At 72.4% G+C, this 17,484-nt stretch carries 15 protein-coding genes; 6 read left to right on the top strand and 9 right to left on the bottom strand.

Features of this window, described 5'->3' with window-relative positions:
* Window positions 1-4 precede the first annotated feature (4 nt).
* Both ACSIH6_RS08730 and ACSIH6_RS08725 read right to left on the bottom strand, forming a co-directional pair.
* Window positions 5-763 (bottom strand): class I SAM-dependent methyltransferase, encoded by a 759-nt coding sequence (locus ACSIH6_RS08730; RefSeq protein WP_435107710.1) that lies wholly within the window; start codon window positions 761-763, stop codon window positions 5-7.
* Window positions 760-1,494, bottom strand: coding sequence for a class I SAM-dependent methyltransferase (locus ACSIH6_RS08725; RefSeq protein WP_435107709.1), 735 nt, complete (start codon window positions 1,492-1,494; stop codon window positions 760-762). The genes ACSIH6_RS08730 and ACSIH6_RS08725 overlap by 4 nt, the downstream gene beginning before the upstream one ends.
* Window positions 1,495-1,667: 173 nt before the next feature.
* Here ACSIH6_RS08725 and ACSIH6_RS08720 point away from each other — a divergent pair, with 173 nt between their 5' ends.
* Together ACSIH6_RS08720 and ACSIH6_RS08715 are read left to right on the top strand one after the other, a co-directional pair.
* Window positions 1,668-3,731 carry a hypothetical protein gene (locus ACSIH6_RS08720; protein WP_435107708.1) on the top strand — a complete coding sequence of 688 codons (2,064 nt, stop codon included), beginning with the start codon at window positions 1,668-1,670 and terminating at the stop codon, window positions 3,729-3,731.
* Between the two features lie 952 nt (window positions 3,732-4,683).
* On the top strand, window positions 4,684-5,985 hold the full coding sequence (locus tag ACSIH6_RS08715; protein WP_435107748.1) for an HNH endonuclease signature motif containing protein: 1,302 nt from the start codon (window positions 4,684-4,686) through the stop codon (window positions 5,983-5,985).
* A gap of 530 nt (window positions 5,986-6,515) precedes the next feature.
* Here ACSIH6_RS08715 and ACSIH6_RS08710 read toward each other — a convergent pair.
* A complete protein-coding gene (locus ACSIH6_RS08710; RefSeq protein WP_435107707.1) occupies window positions 6,516-7,841 on the bottom strand; it encodes an acyltransferase family protein in 1,326 nt (441 codons plus the stop codon).
* 171 nt (window positions 7,842-8,012) lie between these two features.
* Between ACSIH6_RS08710 and pgfA the strand changes: the two genes are divergently transcribed.
* From pgfA to dprE2, 4 genes are all read left to right on the top strand, one after another.
* A complete protein-coding gene (gene pgfA, locus ACSIH6_RS08705) occupies window positions 8,013-8,936 on the top strand; it encodes a cell envelope lipid trafficking protein PgfA (RefSeq protein WP_435107706.1) in 924 nt (307 codons plus the stop codon).
* Complete coding sequence (locus ACSIH6_RS08700) at window positions 8,920-9,867, top strand: decaprenyl-phosphate phosphoribosyltransferase (protein WP_435107705.1); 948 nt, start codon at window positions 8,920-8,922, stop codon at window positions 9,865-9,867. The genes pgfA and ACSIH6_RS08700 overlap by 17 nt, the downstream gene beginning before the upstream one ends.
* The gene (dprE1, locus tag ACSIH6_RS08695) at window positions 9,864-11,234 is read left to right on the top strand and encodes an FAD-binding oxidoreductase (RefSeq protein ID WP_435107704.1); all 1,371 of its coding nucleotides are present in this window, start codon (window positions 9,864-9,866) and stop codon (window positions 11,232-11,234) included. The genes ACSIH6_RS08700 and dprE1 overlap by 4 nt, the downstream gene beginning before the upstream one ends.
* Window positions 11,235-11,312: 78 nt before the next feature.
* The gene (gene dprE2, locus ACSIH6_RS08690; protein WP_435107703.1) at window positions 11,313-12,065 is read left to right on the top strand and encodes a decaprenylphospho-beta-D-erythro-pentofuranosid-2-ulose 2-reductase; all 753 of its coding nucleotides are present in this window, start codon (window positions 11,313-11,315) and stop codon (window positions 12,063-12,065) included.
* A gap of 206 nt (window positions 12,066-12,271) precedes the next feature.
* Here dprE2 and ACSIH6_RS08685 read toward each other — a convergent pair whose 3' ends face one another.
* From ACSIH6_RS08685 to ACSIH6_RS08660, 6 genes are all read right to left on the bottom strand, one after another.
* Entirely contained in the window at window positions 12,272-13,630 is a 1,359-nt protein-coding gene (locus ACSIH6_RS08685; RefSeq protein ID WP_435107702.1) for an MFS transporter, read from the bottom strand.
* Window positions 13,627-14,676: an oxygenase MpaB family protein gene (locus ACSIH6_RS08680; protein WP_435107701.1), complete on the bottom strand. Its 1,050-nt coding sequence runs from the start codon at window positions 14,674-14,676 to the stop codon at window positions 13,627-13,629. The genes ACSIH6_RS08685 and ACSIH6_RS08680 overlap by 4 nt, the downstream gene beginning before the upstream one ends.
* A gap of 103 nt (window positions 14,677-14,779) precedes the next feature.
* Window positions 14,780-15,778: an oxygenase MpaB family protein gene (locus ACSIH6_RS08675; protein WP_435107700.1), complete on the bottom strand. Its 999-nt coding sequence runs from the start codon at window positions 15,776-15,778 to the stop codon at window positions 14,780-14,782.
* 236 nt (window positions 15,779-16,014) lie between these two features.
* Window positions 16,015-16,596, bottom strand: a complete 582-nt coding sequence (locus ACSIH6_RS08670) for a GTP-binding protein (RefSeq protein ID WP_150252879.1) — start codon at window positions 16,594-16,596, stop codon at window positions 16,015-16,017.
* Window positions 16,577-17,020 (bottom strand): DUF742 domain-containing protein, encoded by a 444-nt coding sequence (locus tag ACSIH6_RS08665; RefSeq protein WP_435107699.1) that lies wholly within the window; start codon window positions 17,018-17,020, stop codon window positions 16,577-16,579. Before ACSIH6_RS08665 ends, ACSIH6_RS08670 begins: the two co-directional genes overlap by 20 nt.
* 8 nt (window positions 17,021-17,028) lie before the next feature.
* A complete protein-coding gene (locus ACSIH6_RS08660) occupies window positions 17,029-17,484 on the bottom strand; it encodes a roadblock/LC7 domain-containing protein (RefSeq protein ID WP_435107698.1) in 456 nt (151 codons plus the stop codon).

Raw genomic sequence — 17,484 nt, 5'->3', positions numbered from 1 at the left:
TCGGCTAGCGCCTGCGCAGGACCAGCAGCAGGTTCCAGGTGACGACCTCGCGCAGCAGCGGCACCCGCACGACCGGCTTGGCCCATCCGGGCAGGTAGCGGGGGCGCACGTCCACCACGTCCACGTCGGTGCGCCCGCGCGTCCAGCGCAGCATCTCCCTGGCGTGCGCGGCGTACATGGTGCGGCCGAAGTCGTTCTTGGGCCGCCGACCGTGGCGCCGCGCGAACCGCTCCGCCGCGTACGCGCCGCCCAGGTAGTGCCACGGCGAGGTCTCGTGCCCGCCCCACGGTGACAGCCACAGCGTGTACGACAGGTACACCAGCCCTCCCGGCCGGGTCACCCGCACCATCTCGTCGGCCATCCGGGTCCGGTCCGGCACGTGCTCCAGCACGTTGGAGGAGAAGCACACATCCACCGAGCCGCTGCGCAGCGGCAGGTCCAGGGCGCTGCCCTGGACGCCGTACGCGTCGGCGTCGCGCCCGTGCAGCGTCATCTCGTGGGCGTCGGCGTCCACGCACAGGCAGCGGGCCCCGGCCGACCTCAGCTCGTCGGCGAAGTAGCCCGGGCCGCCGCCCACGTCCACCACGAGCCTGCCGTCCAGGGGCGTGTAGGAGCGCAGCTGCGCGACGGTGTCGCGGGCGAGCGTGCCGTAGAAGAACGCCGGGTCGGTCTGCTCCCCGCGGAAGGCGGCGAACAGCCGCACCGACCTGCCCAGGGTGGCGCGGAAGGGGACGGTGCCCCCGTCGGTGGCGTTCGCGGTCACGTGTTCTCCTCCAGCACCACGAAGTGGCGCAGGTGGCGCCAGTGGTCGCCGCCCCAGTACTCGTCGGAGGCGGCGATCCGGCCGCCCGGGACCAGCTCGGCGATCCGCTCGGTGCGCAGGGTGTGCATCCGCATCGGCGCCGGGTAGCGCAGCAGCACCCGCTGGGCGAGGGCCACCAGCGGCCACGGCGCGTACCGGAACACCAGCCCCTTGAAGGTGCGCCGCTCGGACTCGGGCACGCCCAGCACCATGGCGCCGCCGGGACGCAGCACCCGCGCGAACTCGCGCACGTAGCCCTCGGCCAGGGCGGGCGGCAGGTGCTGGAGGACCAGGTCGGTGTAGACCAGGTCGAAGGAGCCGTCCCCGAACACCGACAGGTCCGGGCGCTCGTTCAGCACGAACCCGATCCGTCCCCCGGAGCGGTCCAGGCGGCGGGCCTCCTCTAGCATCGGCGCGGAGATGTCCACCCCCACGACCTCGGGGAAGTGCGCGGCCAGGGCGTTGGACAGCCGTCCCGCGCCGCACCCGAAGTCCAGCACCCGTCCTCCTTCGGGGCGGATGCCCAGCTCCTCCAGGCGGGCGACGGACGGGTCGATGTCGGCACGTCCGGAGGCGAGGAACTCGTCGTCGTCCCAGCCGCCGCCCCTCTTGCCGGGGTCCACGCACACCGCCCACAGGGGTTCGGCGGAACCCAGCCGCGTCCAGTCGCGGCGGACCTGTTCGAGCCCCACCCGCATCACCTCCACGGTGTTCGCGACCCCGCCGGAACACGCACCTGCATCGTGTTCCTGTTCCGGGTATCCAGGCCGGGATGGCCTGCGACAAGGGTCGAGGGAAAAAGTGGAACGTGTTGTATTCTGGCACCCCTTCTCCGGATCGGCCAACTACGGCGGGAGAGATGCCGATGCCGCCTGTTCCCCCCACCGCGAGTGGGCACGACGGTCCGGGCGCCGAAGCCGCTCGGCCCGGCCCGGTCGGGGCACCCAGGGTACGCCGCCCCGTCGGGGAGCCCGGTGGGAAGAACCCCGAGCCGGGCGGAGCGGCCCGCGCCGCGTGGGCCGCCGCGCGCCGCCTGGCCCGTGACCGGCTGGTCCTGGTGGGACTTCTGGTGGTGCTGGGAGCCCTGGGGCTTCGGGCCTACGTGCTGGGCGAGTCCCACTTCGTGGAGGACGACTACCTCTTCTTCGCCAGCGCCCACGCCAGCGACCTGGGGCCGGACTACCTGCTCACCCTGCACAAGGGCCACCTGATGCCGGGGGCGCTGTTCCTGGTCTACCTCCAGACCGCGCTGTGGCCCTACGAGTGGTGGGTCAGCGCGGGCACCATGCTCGCCCTCCAGGCCGCCGCGATGGTGGGGTTCCTGCGCCTGGTGTGGGAGCTGTTCGGCCGCCGCTGGGCACTGCTGGTCCCGCTGACCGTGTACGCGCTGGCCCCGCTGACCGTGCCCGTGCTGGGCTGGTGGTCGGCTGCGCTCAACGCGGTCCCCCTCCAGCTGGCCTTGGTGCTCGCCGTGCTGTGGACCGTGCGCTACCTGCGCACGGACGACCACCGCCTGGCCTGGCGGGCGGGCGGCGCCGTCGTGTTCGGCATGCTGTTCACGGTCAAGGCGATGTTCCTGCCGTTGGTGCTGTTCGCCGTGGCCGTCGCCCACCTCTACCCCGGCGGCCCGGTCGCCGGGACCCGGCGCGCGTGGGTCCTGCACCGGCCGTTCTGGACGGCGATGGGCGCGCTGTTCGCCGCCTACGCGGTGTTCTACCTGGTGCGGATGCGCGCGGCGGGGGGCGGCGAGGGCGCGGGCGTGCCCCAGAGCGAGCCCGCCCTGACGATGCTGCGCGGACTGCTCACGGAGGTGTTTCCGGTCGGTGCTCTGGGCGGCCCCCTGGAGTGGGGCCCGGTCACCCCCACCGGCGGCCTGGTCGATCCGCCCGGCGTGACCGTGCTGGCGGCCTGGGCGGTCTTCGCCGTGATCGTGCTGGTCAGCCTGTGGATGCGGCGCGGGGCGTGGCGGGCCTGGGCGCTGCTGCTGGCCTACCTGGTGGTCGTGGACGTCATCCCGACGATCATCGCGCGCGGCCGGTTCCAGGACGTGGCCGCCGCCGACCCCCGGTACGTGGCGGACGCGGCGCTGGTGTTCGCCCTGTGCCTGGCCCTGGCCTACCTGCCCACCAGGGAGGAGCGGGCGCGCGCCCTGGTCGGCGGGGCCTCGGCGGCCCCGGTGGGCAGGGAGCCCTACCGCGTGCGGCCCCGGCGGGCCGCCCGGGCCGCGGCCGCGCTGGCGACGGCGGTGTACGCGGTGGCGGCGGGCTACTCCACCCACACCTACGCCCAGACCCTGAGCGGCGACCGCCTCCAGTGGTACCTGGACACGGTGCGCACGGCGCTGGAGGACGTCCCGCAGGAGGGTGGCCTGTACGCGCGTCCGGTCCCCGAGGACGTGGTCCTGGAGTGGAACGGCCAGCGCCGCCTGAGCTCGTGGGTGCTGCCGCCGCTGGCGTCGGACGACGTGGCCGCGCGGATGGCCGTGCCCGAGGAGGCCGCCACCGCGTACGTGTTCAACGACGCGGGGTTCCTGGTCCCGGCGCGGCCCTCCGACGACAGCGACATGTTCGCCCCCGGGCCGGCGGACGAGTGTCTGGAGCCCTGGGAGGGGCTGGTGTCCTGGCCGGTGGAGGCGCACGGCGGCGTCGCCCAGGTCGTCACGCTCGGCTACACGGCCGAGGAGGACGTCGGCGTGGTGGTGGCGCTGGGCGACGACTGGATCGAGGTCGAGCTGCCCGCCGCGGAGGAGAACGGCACCCGGTACGTGCCCGCGGGCGCCCCCGGTGAGCAGCTGTCGGTGTTCGTGCCCGAGGATCCGCAGGACCGGGGTGGGCTGTGCCTGGACTGGGTGTCGGTGGGCGGCATGGCGCCGACGGTGGAGGGCAACCCGTGGGCTCCCGAGGAGGATGGGCGCGCGGAAGGCCGCTAGTCGTATTTCGTCAAGTCGCTGGTTGCGTGGGTTGGTATAGCGGCCGGATTTCTTGACCTGGTTTCGCGGGCGAGTTTCGCTCTCGTGTACGTACGGTTTTGATCGCTGCGGAGAAAATGAGCGAGAGCCTTGGTGCAGTGGGAGGTGGGAGGTGGGAGGTGGGAGGTGGGAGGTGGGAGGTGGGAGGTGGGGAGAGGGGGAGGCAGGGAGAGGCAGGGAGAAGGGGAGACAGGGAGAGGGGGAGAGGGAGAGGCAGGGAGAGGGGGAGAGGGAGAGGCAGGGAGAAGGGGAGGCAGGGAGAGGCAGGGAGAGGGGGAGAGGGAGAGGCAGGGAGAAGGGGAGGCAGGGAGAGGCAGGGAGAGGGGGAGGCAGGGAGAGGCAGGGAGAGGGGGAGAGGGAGAGGCAGGGAGAAGGGGAGGCAGGGAGAGGCAGGGAGAGGGGGAGGCAGGGAGAGGCAGGGAGAGGGGGAGGCAGGGGGAGGGGGAGGGGAAGGGAGGGGCCGTCATCAGGTCTCTCCCCTGCGCTGTTCTTGTCTGGGGTCGTTGGCGGCAACGAAAGCGCACCCGCTGCCGCGAAGTGGAACGGCCTTGGAGAAACGGTCGGCGTTCGGTTGGGGCGAGGGTCCCCGACGACAAGCGGCACCAAAGGCGGGAGCGCCTGGCGGAGGGCGACCAACGCCCGGGGTTCGGGGGTGGCTGGGCTCTGCTGCGTCAGCACCAACGGCAGGAGAATCCTCCAGCTTCGGGCCATGCACCTGGCTCCTGTGGCCAGGGGAGGGTGGCGGTGGCGCCAACGGCAAACGATCATTCTGGTTGCGTATTTTCGGACATCCCCATTGTGGATTCCCGGAAATAAACAATCCCCGAGAATGGGCCAGGAAAAGAGCTCAGTTGGGCTTGGAAATGGATAGATAAATGGAGGGTACTGACCTATAATAAGAGGTATGGAGATGATGCTTGCAGCGCCCGACGTGGCCCCCGGGGAATGCTCCCCGGTCGTGGCCGCGCTGGCCGGTGCGCGCGAGGTCATCGATCAAGCGTGGGACGCTGAGGTGCCGCCGGGGGTGGATGAGGCCGCCGCTGAGGAAGTCGCGGCGCTGTGGGCGCAGCTGGAGAGGATCCGCTACCAGGCGCTGACGCGGATGGCCCATCTGTACGCGCGGGGTGAGGTGGCCCGCTACAGCGGCTACTCCACCTTGGATAAGTGGATCACCCACCGGTGCAAGGTTCCCGCCGCTCAGGCCAAGGATTTGGCTCGTCTGGCCCAGCACGTGCACGAGGAGACGTTGCCCGCCACGGTTCAGGCTGTGGGCGAGGGCACGGTGGCCTTGGGTGAGGCGGTCGCGATCGCCAAGGCCACCGACACAGCCGTCCAGACCCGGGATGAGGACCACTTTCCTGACGAGGTGGAGTACCGGCGGGGGTTCGAGTCGGCGCTGGTGGCGGCCAAGCAGGAGCGGCCCGCGTTGTCGGTCAACCAGCTCCAGTCGGTGGCCCGCCAGGTCGCTTATCGGTTGGACCCGCACCGCCTGGACCGCGACCACGAGGCCGCCCACGCCGGGCGTGGTCTGGTCGTGCATGACACGTTCCAGGGCAGCTACCAGTTGCAGGCCTGGGGCGGGGTCGGGGACGCGTTGATCGTGCGCGCGGCCATCGACACCTTCACCACCCCGCTCGGGGAGGGCGAGACCCGGTCCCGGTCCCAGCGTGAGCATGACGCGCTCATCGCGGCATTGCGGTATGCGACCACCCACACCGGGTGCGACAACGCCCCCGCCCCGCTGGTACAGATCCGCATCCTGGTGCCGGTCAACACCTACCTGAACGCTCGCGGCCAGGAGGTCCCGGCATTGGACGAGCACGGCCGCGTCATCCCGGCCGGAGTGGTGCACGAACTCTCCGCAGACGCGGAGGTGGTGCGGATGCTCACCGCCCCGCCCACCGGGCGGGTGCTGGACGTGGCCCCCAGCCGCCGGTTGGCTTCGGCCCGCCAACGCGCGGCGGCCTTTCACGGGCATGCCACGTGCGCGCACCCGGGCGGGTGCGAGGTGCCGGTGACCTGGTGCCAGGCCGATCACATCACCTCCTTCTCGCGGGGCGGGCGCACGGTGGTGGCGAACCTGCAACCGTTGTGCGGCCCGCACAACCGGGCCAAGTACCAACGCGAACTCCGCGCACACCACCGGACGCGAATCGGGGCGGGGTCCCTGGGGCGAGGACACCCTCCCGATCCGCATCCGCCGCCCCGGGAGTAGCACCCCGGCTCCTCCGCCACGCGTCACGGGACAGACCTTCGGACCCGGTAGAGGGTTGGTATCCGTGCGCGCTGCCACCGTCGCACGCCTTCGCCACCGGGGCCGGTAGCGCTGCTCGGAGCCGGAGGGTCCGCTCGCCTTTGGTGCCAACGCCGCCTCGGCCACCACCCGCAGCCAAAGCGTTGAACGGGGACCCCAGACACCCGCCGCCCTTGGTGCCAACGCAGGAGCGAGCAACCGCCCTCGAAACTCAATCGTTGGTCGCCCTCATGCGCCACTTCGCGGCAGCCACTGACGCAGCAGATCCCGACCATTTCCGAACCCCAACCGTTGGTCGCCCTCCGGTACTCGCTCCCGCCTTCGGTGCCGACGCTGCCTCGGTTACCACCCAGAAGCTGTGCGGTGGCCGGAGCCCTCCAACACCTGCTCATGGCGCCCACCATCCCGGGGCCGCGTCCGTCCCGGAGTTCGGCGTTGTCAGGCCTTCCGTGCTCCGGAGTTCGGGCGAACGGGCAGGTGGGCCCTTCCGCTCACCTCACCGGGGTCTGTCTCCTCCGAGTGAGCCGGTGGGACCACCGGCGGCTGGGCTCCTCCACCCACCGGTAACTCGCCGCGGCCAGCAGCACGGTCCCGATCGTCACCGGCACCGCGTCCAGCCAGAACGATCCGGTGAAGATCTCCTGGCCGGTGAAGTCGCGCCACAGGTAGAGCACCATGAACTGCCACAGGAACACGCCGTAGGAGATCCGCCCCAGGAACTGGCACACCCGGTGTCGCAGCAGCGAGTCCAGCCACCGGCCGCCGCGCCAGGCCCGCGCCTCCCGCAGCGGGAGCGGCTCACCGGCCGGGCGCGGCGCCAGCGCGCACGGGGCGATCAGGAAGAACGCGAACCCGATCCCGGCCAGCGAGTCCACGGCCGAGGTCCAGATGTCGCCGGAGCCGATGAAGCGGCCGCCGGAGGCCTCGGTGGCCTTCAAAGCGAAGAACCCGCCCGCGACCAGCCAGCACACCCCGGGGGAGGAACCGAGGGTCCGGCACAGGCGGCGCACCGGGCCGTCGGCGCCGGGTTCGCGCCAGGCCCACTCCGAGAGCACGGCCAGCGCCATGCCGGCGGCGAACAGGCCCGTGGCCCGGGGCAGCCAGGCGTGCATGTACTCGCGGGGCTCGGGATGGAACTGCGGGACCAGCGCGGCCAGGCCCAGCAGCGCCATGACCCCCAGGCCCACGAGCAGCCGCCGCCCCCGGGCGTCCACGCTCCGGCCGCCGCGCGCCCACAGGGCCAGGAGCAGCCCGAACAGCGGGAGCAGCAGGTAGAAGCTGACCTCCACCGACAGGCTCCACATCTGGCCGAGGCCGTAGGGGCCGGTGCCCACCCACGGCGGGTCGGTGTTGAAGGGGAAGGTGAGGGTGAGGACCTCCCACCAGTACCGCGGCGAGCCGAGCTCGTCGCGGGAGTAGACCAGCAGTGCCGTCACGGCCACCAGCCAGTAGGCGGGCAGGACGCGCACGGCGCGGCGCCACAGGTAGGGGCGGGCGCGCGGCCCGCGCACCCCGTCCAGGGCCGCGCGGGCCCAGGGCCGGTACAGCAGCACGCCCGAGAGCGCGAAGAACAGCGGCACGGCCACGTCGAAGGCGGACAGCAGGCCGCCCAGCACCCCCGGCGCGAGGGAGTCGCCGGTCTCGGTGGCCACGTGGAACACCAGGACCATCAGGGCGGCCACCGCGCGGACGCCGTCGAGGGCCTCGTGGCGGCCGTCGACCTGCGGCAGCAGCAGCGAGGGGTCGGGGGTGCGCGCGCTGGCGAAGTGGGCACCGGCAGCAGGGTCCCCGGGCGCGGAGGAGGAGGTGGGCGCCATGGGCCTTCCAGGACGGGGAGAGGGCGGAACGGGTTGCACTAGAACGCGTTATAAAAATTTCGACACGCCCTGGTGACGTCGTTCGCTACTGGGCAGTACTCTACCCGGAACTGAACCTAGTTCCACTAGACCCAGTTCCAGATCTGGACTCTCATACGCCCAGGAGGGCACATGCGCCGTACCGTTGCGGTCGTTCTCGTCGCGTTTGGGGTCTTCTTCCTCGCTTTTGCCCCCATGATGCGCACGTGGCTGTCGAGCTCCCTGATGAAGACCCCTCTGGACTACTACAGCGAAACAGTCCTCGAAGCCGACGGGGCCACCTACTTCAACATCGAGGACGTCGAGCTCGTCGAGAACGCCACCCTGGAGGCGCGTTCGACCATCCGGGCCGACGTGGCCTCCAGCACCGACGAGACGGTGGTGTGGGACCAGTTCACCTGGGTCAGGGACGCCGAGACCGACTTCGGCATCACCTCCAGCAGCCGCCGCGCCGGACACGACCGCGTCACCGGGGAGACGGTCGACTGCTGCGACGCCATGGTCAACGACGAGTCCGTCGCCCAGAGCGGCCAGGCCTGGAAGTTCCCCTTCTTCACCGAGCAGCGCGACTACGACTTCTTCGAGACCACCGCGCGGGAGGTCGTCCCCATGGAGTTCCAGGGGACCGAGGAGGTCGGGGGGGTCGAGACCTACGAGTTCGTCCAGGAGGTCGAGGGCGAGGTCATCGGCGAGCGCACCCTGCCCCGCTCGGTGGCCGGGATGGAGGGCGAGGGCGACGTCACCGGCGACGAGGTCTTCTCCATCACCCGCACCTACTGGATCGAGCCCGTCACCGGATCCCCCCTCAAGATCAGCGAGGACCAGAACCGCGTCGTCGTCGTGGACGGCGAGGAGGTCCTGACGCTGTTCGACGCCGAACTCGTCTCCAACGACGAGTCCGTCCAGAACGCGGTCGCCAACTCCGAGCAGGGGCGCACCGTGCTCCCCCTCCTCCAGACCACCCTGCCCATCGCCTGCCTCGTCGTCGGTGTCGGATTCATCGGCATCGCGGTCGTCCTGTCCGTCACGGGCCGCCGTCGTGACCACCACAACTGACCCCCGCACCCGTCCCTCGCCGACGCGTCCGAGCGCGCTCGTCCGCGCGTGCCGCCCCCGGCAGTGGCTCAAGAACCTCCTGGTCCTGGCCGCGCCCGCCGCGGCCGGGGCCCTGACGCAGCCCGGGGCGCTGCTGACCGGCGCCGCGGTGTTCGCCCTGTTCTGCGCGGCCGCCAGCGGCACCTACCTGCTCAACGACGTCCACGACGCGCACCGCGACCGCGCGCACCCGCGCAAGCGCCACCGTCCGGTGGCCTCCGGCGCGCTCCCCGTCCCCGTGGCCGTCACGGCCGGGATCGCGCTCAGTGCCGCCGCGCCGCTGGCCTCCCTGGCGCTGGGCGACCCCGTGCTGTCCGCCCTGGTCGCCGGGTACGTGCTGCTCACGCTCGTCTACACCCGCTATCTGCGGGACCTGGTGGTGTGCGACCTGGTCGCGGTCGCCGCCTGCCACGTGCTGCGCGCGGTGGCGGGCGGGGTGGCCGTCGGCGTGCCGCTGACCTCGTGGTTCGTGATCGTGGTGTCGCTGGCCGCGCTGCTGGTGGTGGTCGGCAAGCGCGAGGCCGAACTGCGCGCGGCCGGTGCCGCGACCGCCGCGACCGGTGATGTCCCCGGGGAACCGGCCGCCGCGGCGGCCGCGGTCCGGCCCGCCCTGCGCGGCTACAGCACCGCCTACCTCTCCCAGACCCGCACCATGGCCTCGGGCGCCATGATCGTCACCTACTGCCTGTGGGCGCTGGAACCGGGCGACGGACCCAGGACGCTCTTCCACGCGCTGAGCATCGTGCCGTTCATCATGTTCGTCCTGCGCTACAACCTGCTCGTGGACCGGGGCGTGGGGGAGGAGCCCGAGGAGATCGCCCTGCGCGACCGGGCCCTCCAACTCATCCTCTGCGGACTCGCGGTCCTGGTCGCAGCGGGGATCTACCTGTGAACCATCCGCCGCCGGGACGGCCGGTCCTCCTATGGGGGTGGGGGCGCACCGCGCCCACGGCCGCCCGCGTCGTGCGCCCCCGCACACCCGCCCAGGTCGCCGAGGCGCTCGCCCTGGCGGGTGAGCGCGGAGCGCTGCCGCGCGGGCTCGGGCGCTCCTACGGCGACGCCGCCCAGGACGCCGGGGGACTGGTGCTGGACTGCACCGGGCTCACCGGGCCCGTGCGCGTGGACGCCGAACGCGGCGAGGTCACCGCCCCCGCGGGCACCAGCGTGGACGCCCTGCTCACCCACCTGCTGCCCCGCGGCCTCTTCGTCCCCGTCACCCCCGGGACCCGCCGCGTCACCCTGGGCGGGGCGGTCGCCGCCGACGTCCACGGCAAGAACCACCACGCCGACTCCTCCCTGGGCGCGCACCTGCGCTCCCTCACCCTGGTCACCCCGGACGGGCGCACGCGCCGTCTGGGCCCGGAACCCGGCGGCGACCCCGACCTGTTCTGGGCGACCGTCGGCGGTATGGGCCTGACCGGGGTGGTCACCGAGGTCACCCTGGGCGTGCTTCCGGTACGGACCGCGTACATGCGGGTGGACACCGACCGGACGCGGGACCTGGAGGCCACGCTGGAGCTGATGGCGCGTCCCGGCCACCGGTACTCGGTGGCCTGGCTGGACCTGTTCGCCCGCGGGAGCGGCCTGGGCCGGGGCGTGGTCACCCGCGCCCACCACGCGCAGCCGGGCGACCTCCCGGCGCCGCTGCGCCGCGACCCGCTGCGGTACCGGAGCACGAGCCTGCCCGTGCCGTCACTCACCCCGCCGGTGGCGACCCTGAACCGGTGGACCGTCGGCGCGTTCAACGCCCTCGAACACGGCCGGGCGCCCAGGAGGCGGCGCGGCCGGGTCCAGCCGGTGGGCGGCTACTTCCACCCGCTGGACGCCCTCGACGGGTGGAACCGGCTGTACGGGAGGCACGGGGCCGTGCAGTACCAGTTCGTGGTCCCCTTCGGCGCGGAGGGCGCCCTGGCGTGGATCGCCGGGGAGCTGTCGCGCACGCGCGCGCCGTCGTTCCTGGCGGTCCTCAAGAGGATGGGGCGGCCGACGCCGGGACCGCTGTCCTTCCCCCGGCCGGGGTGGTCGCTGGCCGTGGACCTGCCCGCCGACCTGCCCGGGCTCGGCCCCCTGCTGCACCGCTTCGACGAGCGCGTGGTCGACGCGGGGGGCCGCCTGTACCTGGCCAAGGACAGTCGGGCCCGCCCCGAGGCCGTGCACGCCATGTACCCCGGCCTGCCCGCGTGGCGCCACGTGCGCGAGCGGGCCGACCCGGACGGGGTCCTGGTCTCGGACCTGGCCCGCCGACTGCGGCTGCTGTGACAGCGCGGCCCCTCGGTGGCACGATGACGGCCGTCCCCGGCAACCGGGGACGCACTTTCCGGAAAGGCAGGGACAGCCGTGCGCGACTCGGTGGGAGCGGTGCGGAGCGTGCTGCTGCTCGGCGGCCGCAGCGAGATCGGCCTGGCCATCGTCGAACGGCTGGTCCGGGAGGGCGCCCGCGAGGTGGTGCTGGCCGCCCGGGGAGGGGTGGCCTCCCCGCCGGGCGCGCTCACCGCGCTCGGGGCGCGGGTGCGCTCGGTGGACTTCGACGCCGCTCTGCCCGACACCCACACCGGTACCGTGGCGGCCGCGGTGGCGCTGGTGGGCGACCTCGACGTGGTGGTGGACGCGTTCGGGGTGCTGGGCGAGCAGTCCGAGTACGAGGCCGACCCGGCCGCCGCCGCCCGCGCCGCCGCCGTCAACTACACCGGGCACGTGTCCGCCGACCTGGCCGTGGCCGCCCGCCTGCGCGAGCAGGGGCACGGGACGCTCGTGGTGCTCTCCTCCGTGGCGGGGGTGCGGGTGCGAAGGTTCAACTTCGTGTACGGGTCGGCCAAGGCGGGTCTGGACGGCTTCGCGCAGGGGCTGGCCGACTCCCTGCACGGGTCCGGCGCACGGGTGCTGGTGGTGCGGCCCGGCTACGTGCCGACGCGGATGTCGGCGCACGTGGCGCCCGCGCCCTTCCCGGCCACCCCGGGCCAGGTCGCGGGCGCGGTGTCGGCAGGACTGCGCTCGGGGGCCACCACCGTGTGGGCGCCGCGCGTGCTCCAGCCGCTCTTCGCGGGGATGCGGCTGCTCCCGCGCCCGCTGTGGCGCCGTCTGGGCCGCTGAGTCCGGGCGCCGTCGCGGGCGGTCCTCCCGGGTCGGTCGTTCCGCGGGCGCCCCGCGCCGGTCGCCCCTCCGGGAGGCGGCCTGGGATGGACCGGAGGCGGGCACGGCTGTCGTCCTCTCCCGGTCACGGGATCAGCGGGGGCCGTAGATCCGCAGGATCAGCGGCGGAGGACTCCGGGTGCCGCGCCAGCGAGCGACGCCTCTGGTCAGCGCGCGCCCACCTCCTCGGCGGTCAGCCGGTAGAACGCTAGCGGCACCAGGCAGCACAGCATCACCGCGGCGGGCACCAGCGTGCTGCCGACCAGCATGCCGCGCAGCGCCTCGTCGCTCTGCCGGACCACGTCCCCGGCCCCGGACTCCACGTAGCCGCTCACCGCCAGGGCCAGCGACAGCAGTCCGGTTCCCACCGACTGCGCCATGGCCTCCCCTGCGGTCCACACGCCCGAGAGCACGCCGCCCTGCCGCCGCCCGGACGCGTCGGTGGTGGCCAGGCAGTCGGCCAGCATCGACCACGGCAGCAGCGTCGTCCCGGACAGGCCCACGCCCACCAGCACGGAGGACAGCACGGCGCCGGGGAAGCCCCAGAGCGGGATGAGCAGCAGGCCCAGGCCGCCCAGGGCGAACACCGCCGCCGCGTACCCGGCGGCGCGGCGCTTGTCCACGCGCAGGGACAGCCGCCGCCACAGCGGGGCCGACGCGATCAGCGGCACCAGCACGCACACCATGAGGACACTCGTGTAGCCCGGGTTCCCCATGACGTTGGCCGTCACGTACGGCACGCCCGCGACCATGGTGCCGCTCGCCGTGGCCATCAGGAGGTTGGCGGGGAAGAGCACCCGGAAGTGCCGGTGGGCGAAGGCCACCCGCAGCTGGGTCGCCAGACCCTCCGTGCGGTGCGCGAACACCGGGCGCGGTGCCCGGCGAGTCCCCACCACCGAGCCCAGCATCGACACCAGCACCACGCAGCCCATGAGCAGGCCCATCAGCCGGTACCCGGCCACGGGGTCCGCGGGGGCCGACTGGACGACCGGGGCCAGGGCGCCGCCCAGCATCAGGGCGAGCCCCACGAACGCGGTCCGCCACGTGTTGAACGTGGACCGCTCGTGGTAGTCGGAGGTGATCTCCCCGGGCATGGCCGTGTGCGGCACCTGGAACACCGACGAGGCCAGCGCGGCGGCCACGAACACGGCCGCCACGTACACCGCGGCGGAGCCCCCCTCCAGCGGCGGACCGGCGAACATCGCGGCGAACAGCACAGGCAGGGTCAGCGCCCCGGCCAGCATCCACGGGCGTCGCGGACCCCAGGGTGAACGCGTCCTATCCGACCAGATTCCGATATACGGACTGACCAGAAGATCGACCACCTTGGGCAGGAGCACCACCGCCCCGGCCAGGGCGGGGCTCACCGCGAGCGTGTCGGTCAGGTAGATCAGGAGCAGCAGCCCGGGCACCGTGTTGAAGATCCCCGTGGCCACCGCGCCGCTGCCGTACCAGGCGTGCACGGAACGGGGCAGCGGAGCACCGGGCCCGCTGACCGTGCCCCGGGCGGTGGGCGCGGCGGTCACGCGCGCCCGTCCGCGGAGGCCTCGGCCGGAGCCGCCGGAGTCTCCCGGGACTCCGAACCCTCCACGGCTTCCGGAGCCGTGGCGGACCGCGCCGTCTCCGGGGCCTGACGGGCCTCGGAGACACCGCCGCTCCCGCCGCCGTCGCCGTACAGCTCCTCGTGACCCACCGGGTCCACGTCGTGCGCCACGGGGCAGCCCGCCGGGAAGGTGCCGATCCGGTTGACGTCGTATCCCTGCGGGTAGCTGCGGATGTTCGGGTTGCCGTCCGCCCACAGCGGCTCCTCGCGCGGCTTCATCCGGCGCACCACCAGGGCCCGCAGCCTCAGTGCCAGGTCCGCCGTCCGCCGCCAGGCCCTGCTGGGCGGCTCGTAGCGGAAGGTCTCGATGAGCGACTCGTCCAGGATCGCCATGGAGAACTTCCGGGCCAGCCCGGACACGCGCTGCGGGTAGAAGGACACCATCAGGTCGAGGGTGGCGTCGGAGACCGCCCGGCCGCCCTCGGTGTAGGCGAAGTGCTCGCGCTCGTAGGAGTCGAGGAGGTCCCGGAACTGCTCGTAGGTCTCGGGGATGTCCTTGATCCCCATGTACCGGCCGAGCCTGCGGTAGTAGTGCGTGATCGCGGAGATCTCGTGCCCGCTCAGCCTGCGCCAGCCGTAGCCGTGGTCGTTGATCCAGCGCACCGGCATGACCACGAAGGTGCTGAGCACGTAGCGGTAGTCGTCGTTGCTGATGTCGTAGGAGCGGTGCATCTGGTTCATCCGGCGCAGCGCGTCGCGGCCCTGACCCGGCTCGAACCCGTACCGCATCATGTTGTTGAGGATCAGCGCGGTGTCGTCGTAGCGCTTCTGGGTGCTGCCGGTGAACTCGTTGGTCCGGCCCAGGAGCTCGCCGATGCTGGGCACGGCGTAGGTGCGGTACAGGGCGATGCCCAGCGCCCGGCCCATGTCCCAGGGGAACTCCTGGGAGTTGAGGATCTGCATGATCCGTACGCAGTCGGCCTCGTGGTCCAGGTGGTGGATCTCGTCTCTGAGGTCGAAACGCTTCATTCGCGGTTCCTTCGGGGAGAGGGGATCGTTCGGGACGGGGGTCGGGGGCGCGAAGGGCGCGCGTGAGGCGGGGACGCGGGGAGTGTACGGGGCAGGGAGACCGCTACCTCTCCGCGTCCTCCCCGGAGATCGGTGCGGACGCCTCGCCGGGTGTCTTCCCAGAGGTCGGTGCGACCGCCTGGTCCGGTGCGGGCACGCGGGCTCCCGTGGCGGCGACCTCGCGGGTCACCATGCCGTGCGGGACCGGGCAGCCCCGGGGGAAGGTGCCGATCCGCGACGGGTCGTAGCCCCGGGGGTAGCTGCGGATGTTGGGACTCATCCTGGCCCAGCGCGGCTCCCGGCGCGGCGGCATCAGGCGCACCACCCGGGCGCGCAGCCTCAGCGCGCCCGCGCTCAGCCGCCGCCAGGCGGCCGAGGGCTCGGGGTAGCCGAAGGCGCGGATGAGCCGGTCGTCGAGCAGGGCCTTGGTGAAGGGGCGCACCAGCGGCCGCTGCCAGGCCGGGTAGAGGTCCACCATCAGCCCCAGGGTGGCGTCGGAGACCGCCCGGCCGCCCTCGGTGTAGGCGAAGTGCTCGCGCTCGTAGGAGTCGAAGAGTTCGAGGAACCCGGCGTAGGTCTCGGGGATGTCCTTGATCCCCATGTGCCTGCCGAGCTTGCGGTAGTAGTTGGTGCTGGCGGCGATCTCGTGCTCGCTCAGCCTGCGCCAGCCGTAGCCGTGGTCGTTGATCCAGCGCACCGGCATGACCACGAAGGTGCTCAGGACGTAGCGGTAGTCGTCGTTGCTGATGTCGTAGGAGCGGTGCATCTGGTTCATCCGGCGCAGCGCGTCGCGGCCGCGGCCCGGACCGAATCCGTGCTCCATGATGTCGTTGAGGATCAGCGCGGTGTCGTCGTAGCGGTGCTGCGTGCGCTCGGTGAACTCGCGCGTGTGCGCCAGCAGCTCGCCGACGCTGGGCACGGCGTAGGTGCGGTACAGGGCCAGGCTCAGGGCCTGTTCGATGTCCCACGGGAACTCGTGGCTGCCGAGGATGCGCACGATCTGCTCGCAGTCGTCCTCGGCGTCCAGGGCATGGATCCGGTCGCGCCACTCGAACCGCTTCATGGGTAACTCCAGTCACCTTCGTGCGGGCCCGCTCAGACGGGGCCGTGGTCTGCGGGTGTGGCGCGCCTCGCGGCGCTCCACGGGGCGCACTTTACCTGGAAGCTCCTTGTGTACAGCGGTTCCGGAGTGCCGAACGTGTCCGCAACCCGGCAGAGCGTCCGAAACCCCCGGGTTCGTCCCCGGCGGGCGACACGAAGGGCGGGGGACAGGTCCCCGCCCCTTCCGTGAAGCACGTCCTAGGCGGCCATCCGCTCGGCCACCCGGTTCACCAGCGTCACCAGCACCCTCTTGGCCGACTCGCGCTCACGCGCGTCGCACAGCACGACCGGGATCGCGGGGTCCAGGCTCAGCGCGTCGCGGACCTCCTCGGGCTCGTACCGGTGGGCGCCCTCGAAGCAGTTCACCGCCACCACGAACGGCACGCCGCGCCGCTCGAAGAAGTCCACCGCCGCGAAGCACGTCTCCAGGCGGCGGGTGTCGGCGATGACCACCGCCCCCAGCGCCCCCTCGGACAGCTCCTCCCACATGAACCAGAACCGCTCCTGGCCGGGGGTGCCGAACAGGTACAGCACCAGGTGCTCGTTGATGGTGATGCGGCCGAAGTCCAGCGCCACGGTCGTGGTCGTCTTGGCCTCCACTCCCGACAGGTCGTCGATCCCGTAGCTGGCCTCGGTCATCACCTCCTCGGTGCTCAGCGGCGCGATCTCGCTGACCGATCCGACCATCGTGGTCTTACCGGCCCCGAAGCCTCCCGCCACGAGGATCTTGAGCGCCGCCGGAACGGGCGCCTGCGTGTCGTCAGAGTCGCTGGATGCCATCGAGAACCGCCTGGAGTACGTCCCGGCTCACCGGGCTCTTCGCTGTGTAGGGGGCACGGGCCAACGCGAGGCCGCGGTTGAGCAGGTCGCTGATCAGGGCCTTGACGACGGCCACCGGGATGTCCAGGTGCGCGGACACCTCGGCGACCGACTGGGGCCGTCGGCACAGCTCCAGGATGCGTATCTGCTCCGGCTCCAGCGCCATCTCGTCGACCTCGGCCCGCTTGGCCGCGATCACGACGCTGATCATGTCCAGCTGCACGGTGTCGGCGTGGTCGCGGCCCTGCGCGATCACGTACGGCCGTACCAGCGGTCCGGCGTCCTGCTGTCCGGCCGCCGCGCCCTCGTCGTACCCGCCGACCGCGTCCCTCTGGGGCAGGCCGTGCGGATCCTCCTCGGGCGGCAACTCGTTGTGCGCTTGCATGGCGTCCCCTATCGCGTGGCTTCCCCGGAACCGCCCTCGCGTCTGGGCGCGGCGTCCAGATAACGGCCCACCTGCTCGACCAGCACGTTCATCTCGTAGGCGATGAGGCCGACGTCGGCGCTCTCCTCGGCCAGCACCGCCAGGCACGCCCCCCGCCCGGCCCCGGTGACGAACAGGTACGCGCTCTCCATCTCCACGACGGTCTGGAGCACCTCGCCCCCGCCGAAGTGGCGGCCGGTGCCCCGGGCCAGGCTCTGGAACGCGGACGCCACCGCGGACAGGTGCTCGGCGTCCTCCTTGACCAGCTCGCGGGAGCGGCCGATCAGCAGCCCGTCGGCGGAGAGCACGATCGCGTGGCGGGAGCCCACCGCGCGGTCGAGCAGCTCGTCCAGCAGCCAGTCGATGTCCTTCTTGCCCGCGCCGTTTCCACTGTCACGCTGGGCGCTTTCGGGAGTACTCGTCAC

Origin of the sequence: Nocardiopsis synnemataformans (assembly GCF_965343085.1) — a bacterium.
GTDB classification, from domain to species: Bacteria; Actinomycetota; Actinomycetes; order Streptosporangiales; family Streptosporangiaceae; genus Nocardiopsis; species Nocardiopsis alborubida.
This window is presented reverse-complemented; position numbering and strand designations above follow the sequence as displayed.

Excerpts from the sequence above, each read along its gene's own strand:
- ACSIH6_RS08680 (WP_435107701.1), bottom strand. The coding sequence starts at position 14,676 with ATGAAGCGTTTCGACCTCAGAGACGAGATCCACCACCTGGACCACGAG.
- ACSIH6_RS08665 (WP_435107699.1), bottom strand. The coding sequence starts at position 17,020 with ATGCAAGCGCACAACGAGTTGCCGCCCGAGGAGGATCCGCACGGCCTG.
- ACSIH6_RS08720 (WP_435107708.1), top strand. The coding sequence starts at position 1,668 with ATGCCGCCTGTTCCCCCCACCGCGAGTGGGCACGACGGTCCGGGCGCC.
- ACSIH6_RS08675 (WP_435107700.1), bottom strand. The coding sequence starts at position 15,778 with ATGAAGCGGTTCGAGTGGCGCGACCGGATCCATGCCCTGGACGCCGAG.
- pgfA (WP_435107706.1), top strand. The coding sequence starts at position 8,013 with ATGCGCCGTACCGTTGCGGTCGTTCTCGTCGCGTTTGGGGTCTTCTTC.
- ACSIH6_RS08670 (WP_150252879.1), bottom strand. The coding sequence starts at position 16,596 with ATGGCATCCAGCGACTCTGACGACACGCAGGCGCCCGTTCCGGCGGCG.
- ACSIH6_RS08710 (WP_435107707.1), bottom strand. The coding sequence starts at position 7,841 with ATGGCGCCCACCTCCTCCTCCGCGCCCGGGGACCCTGCTGCCGGTGCC.
- ACSIH6_RS08715 (WP_435107748.1), top strand. The coding sequence starts at position 4,684 with ATGCTTGCAGCGCCCGACGTGGCCCCCGGGGAATGCTCCCCGGTCGTG.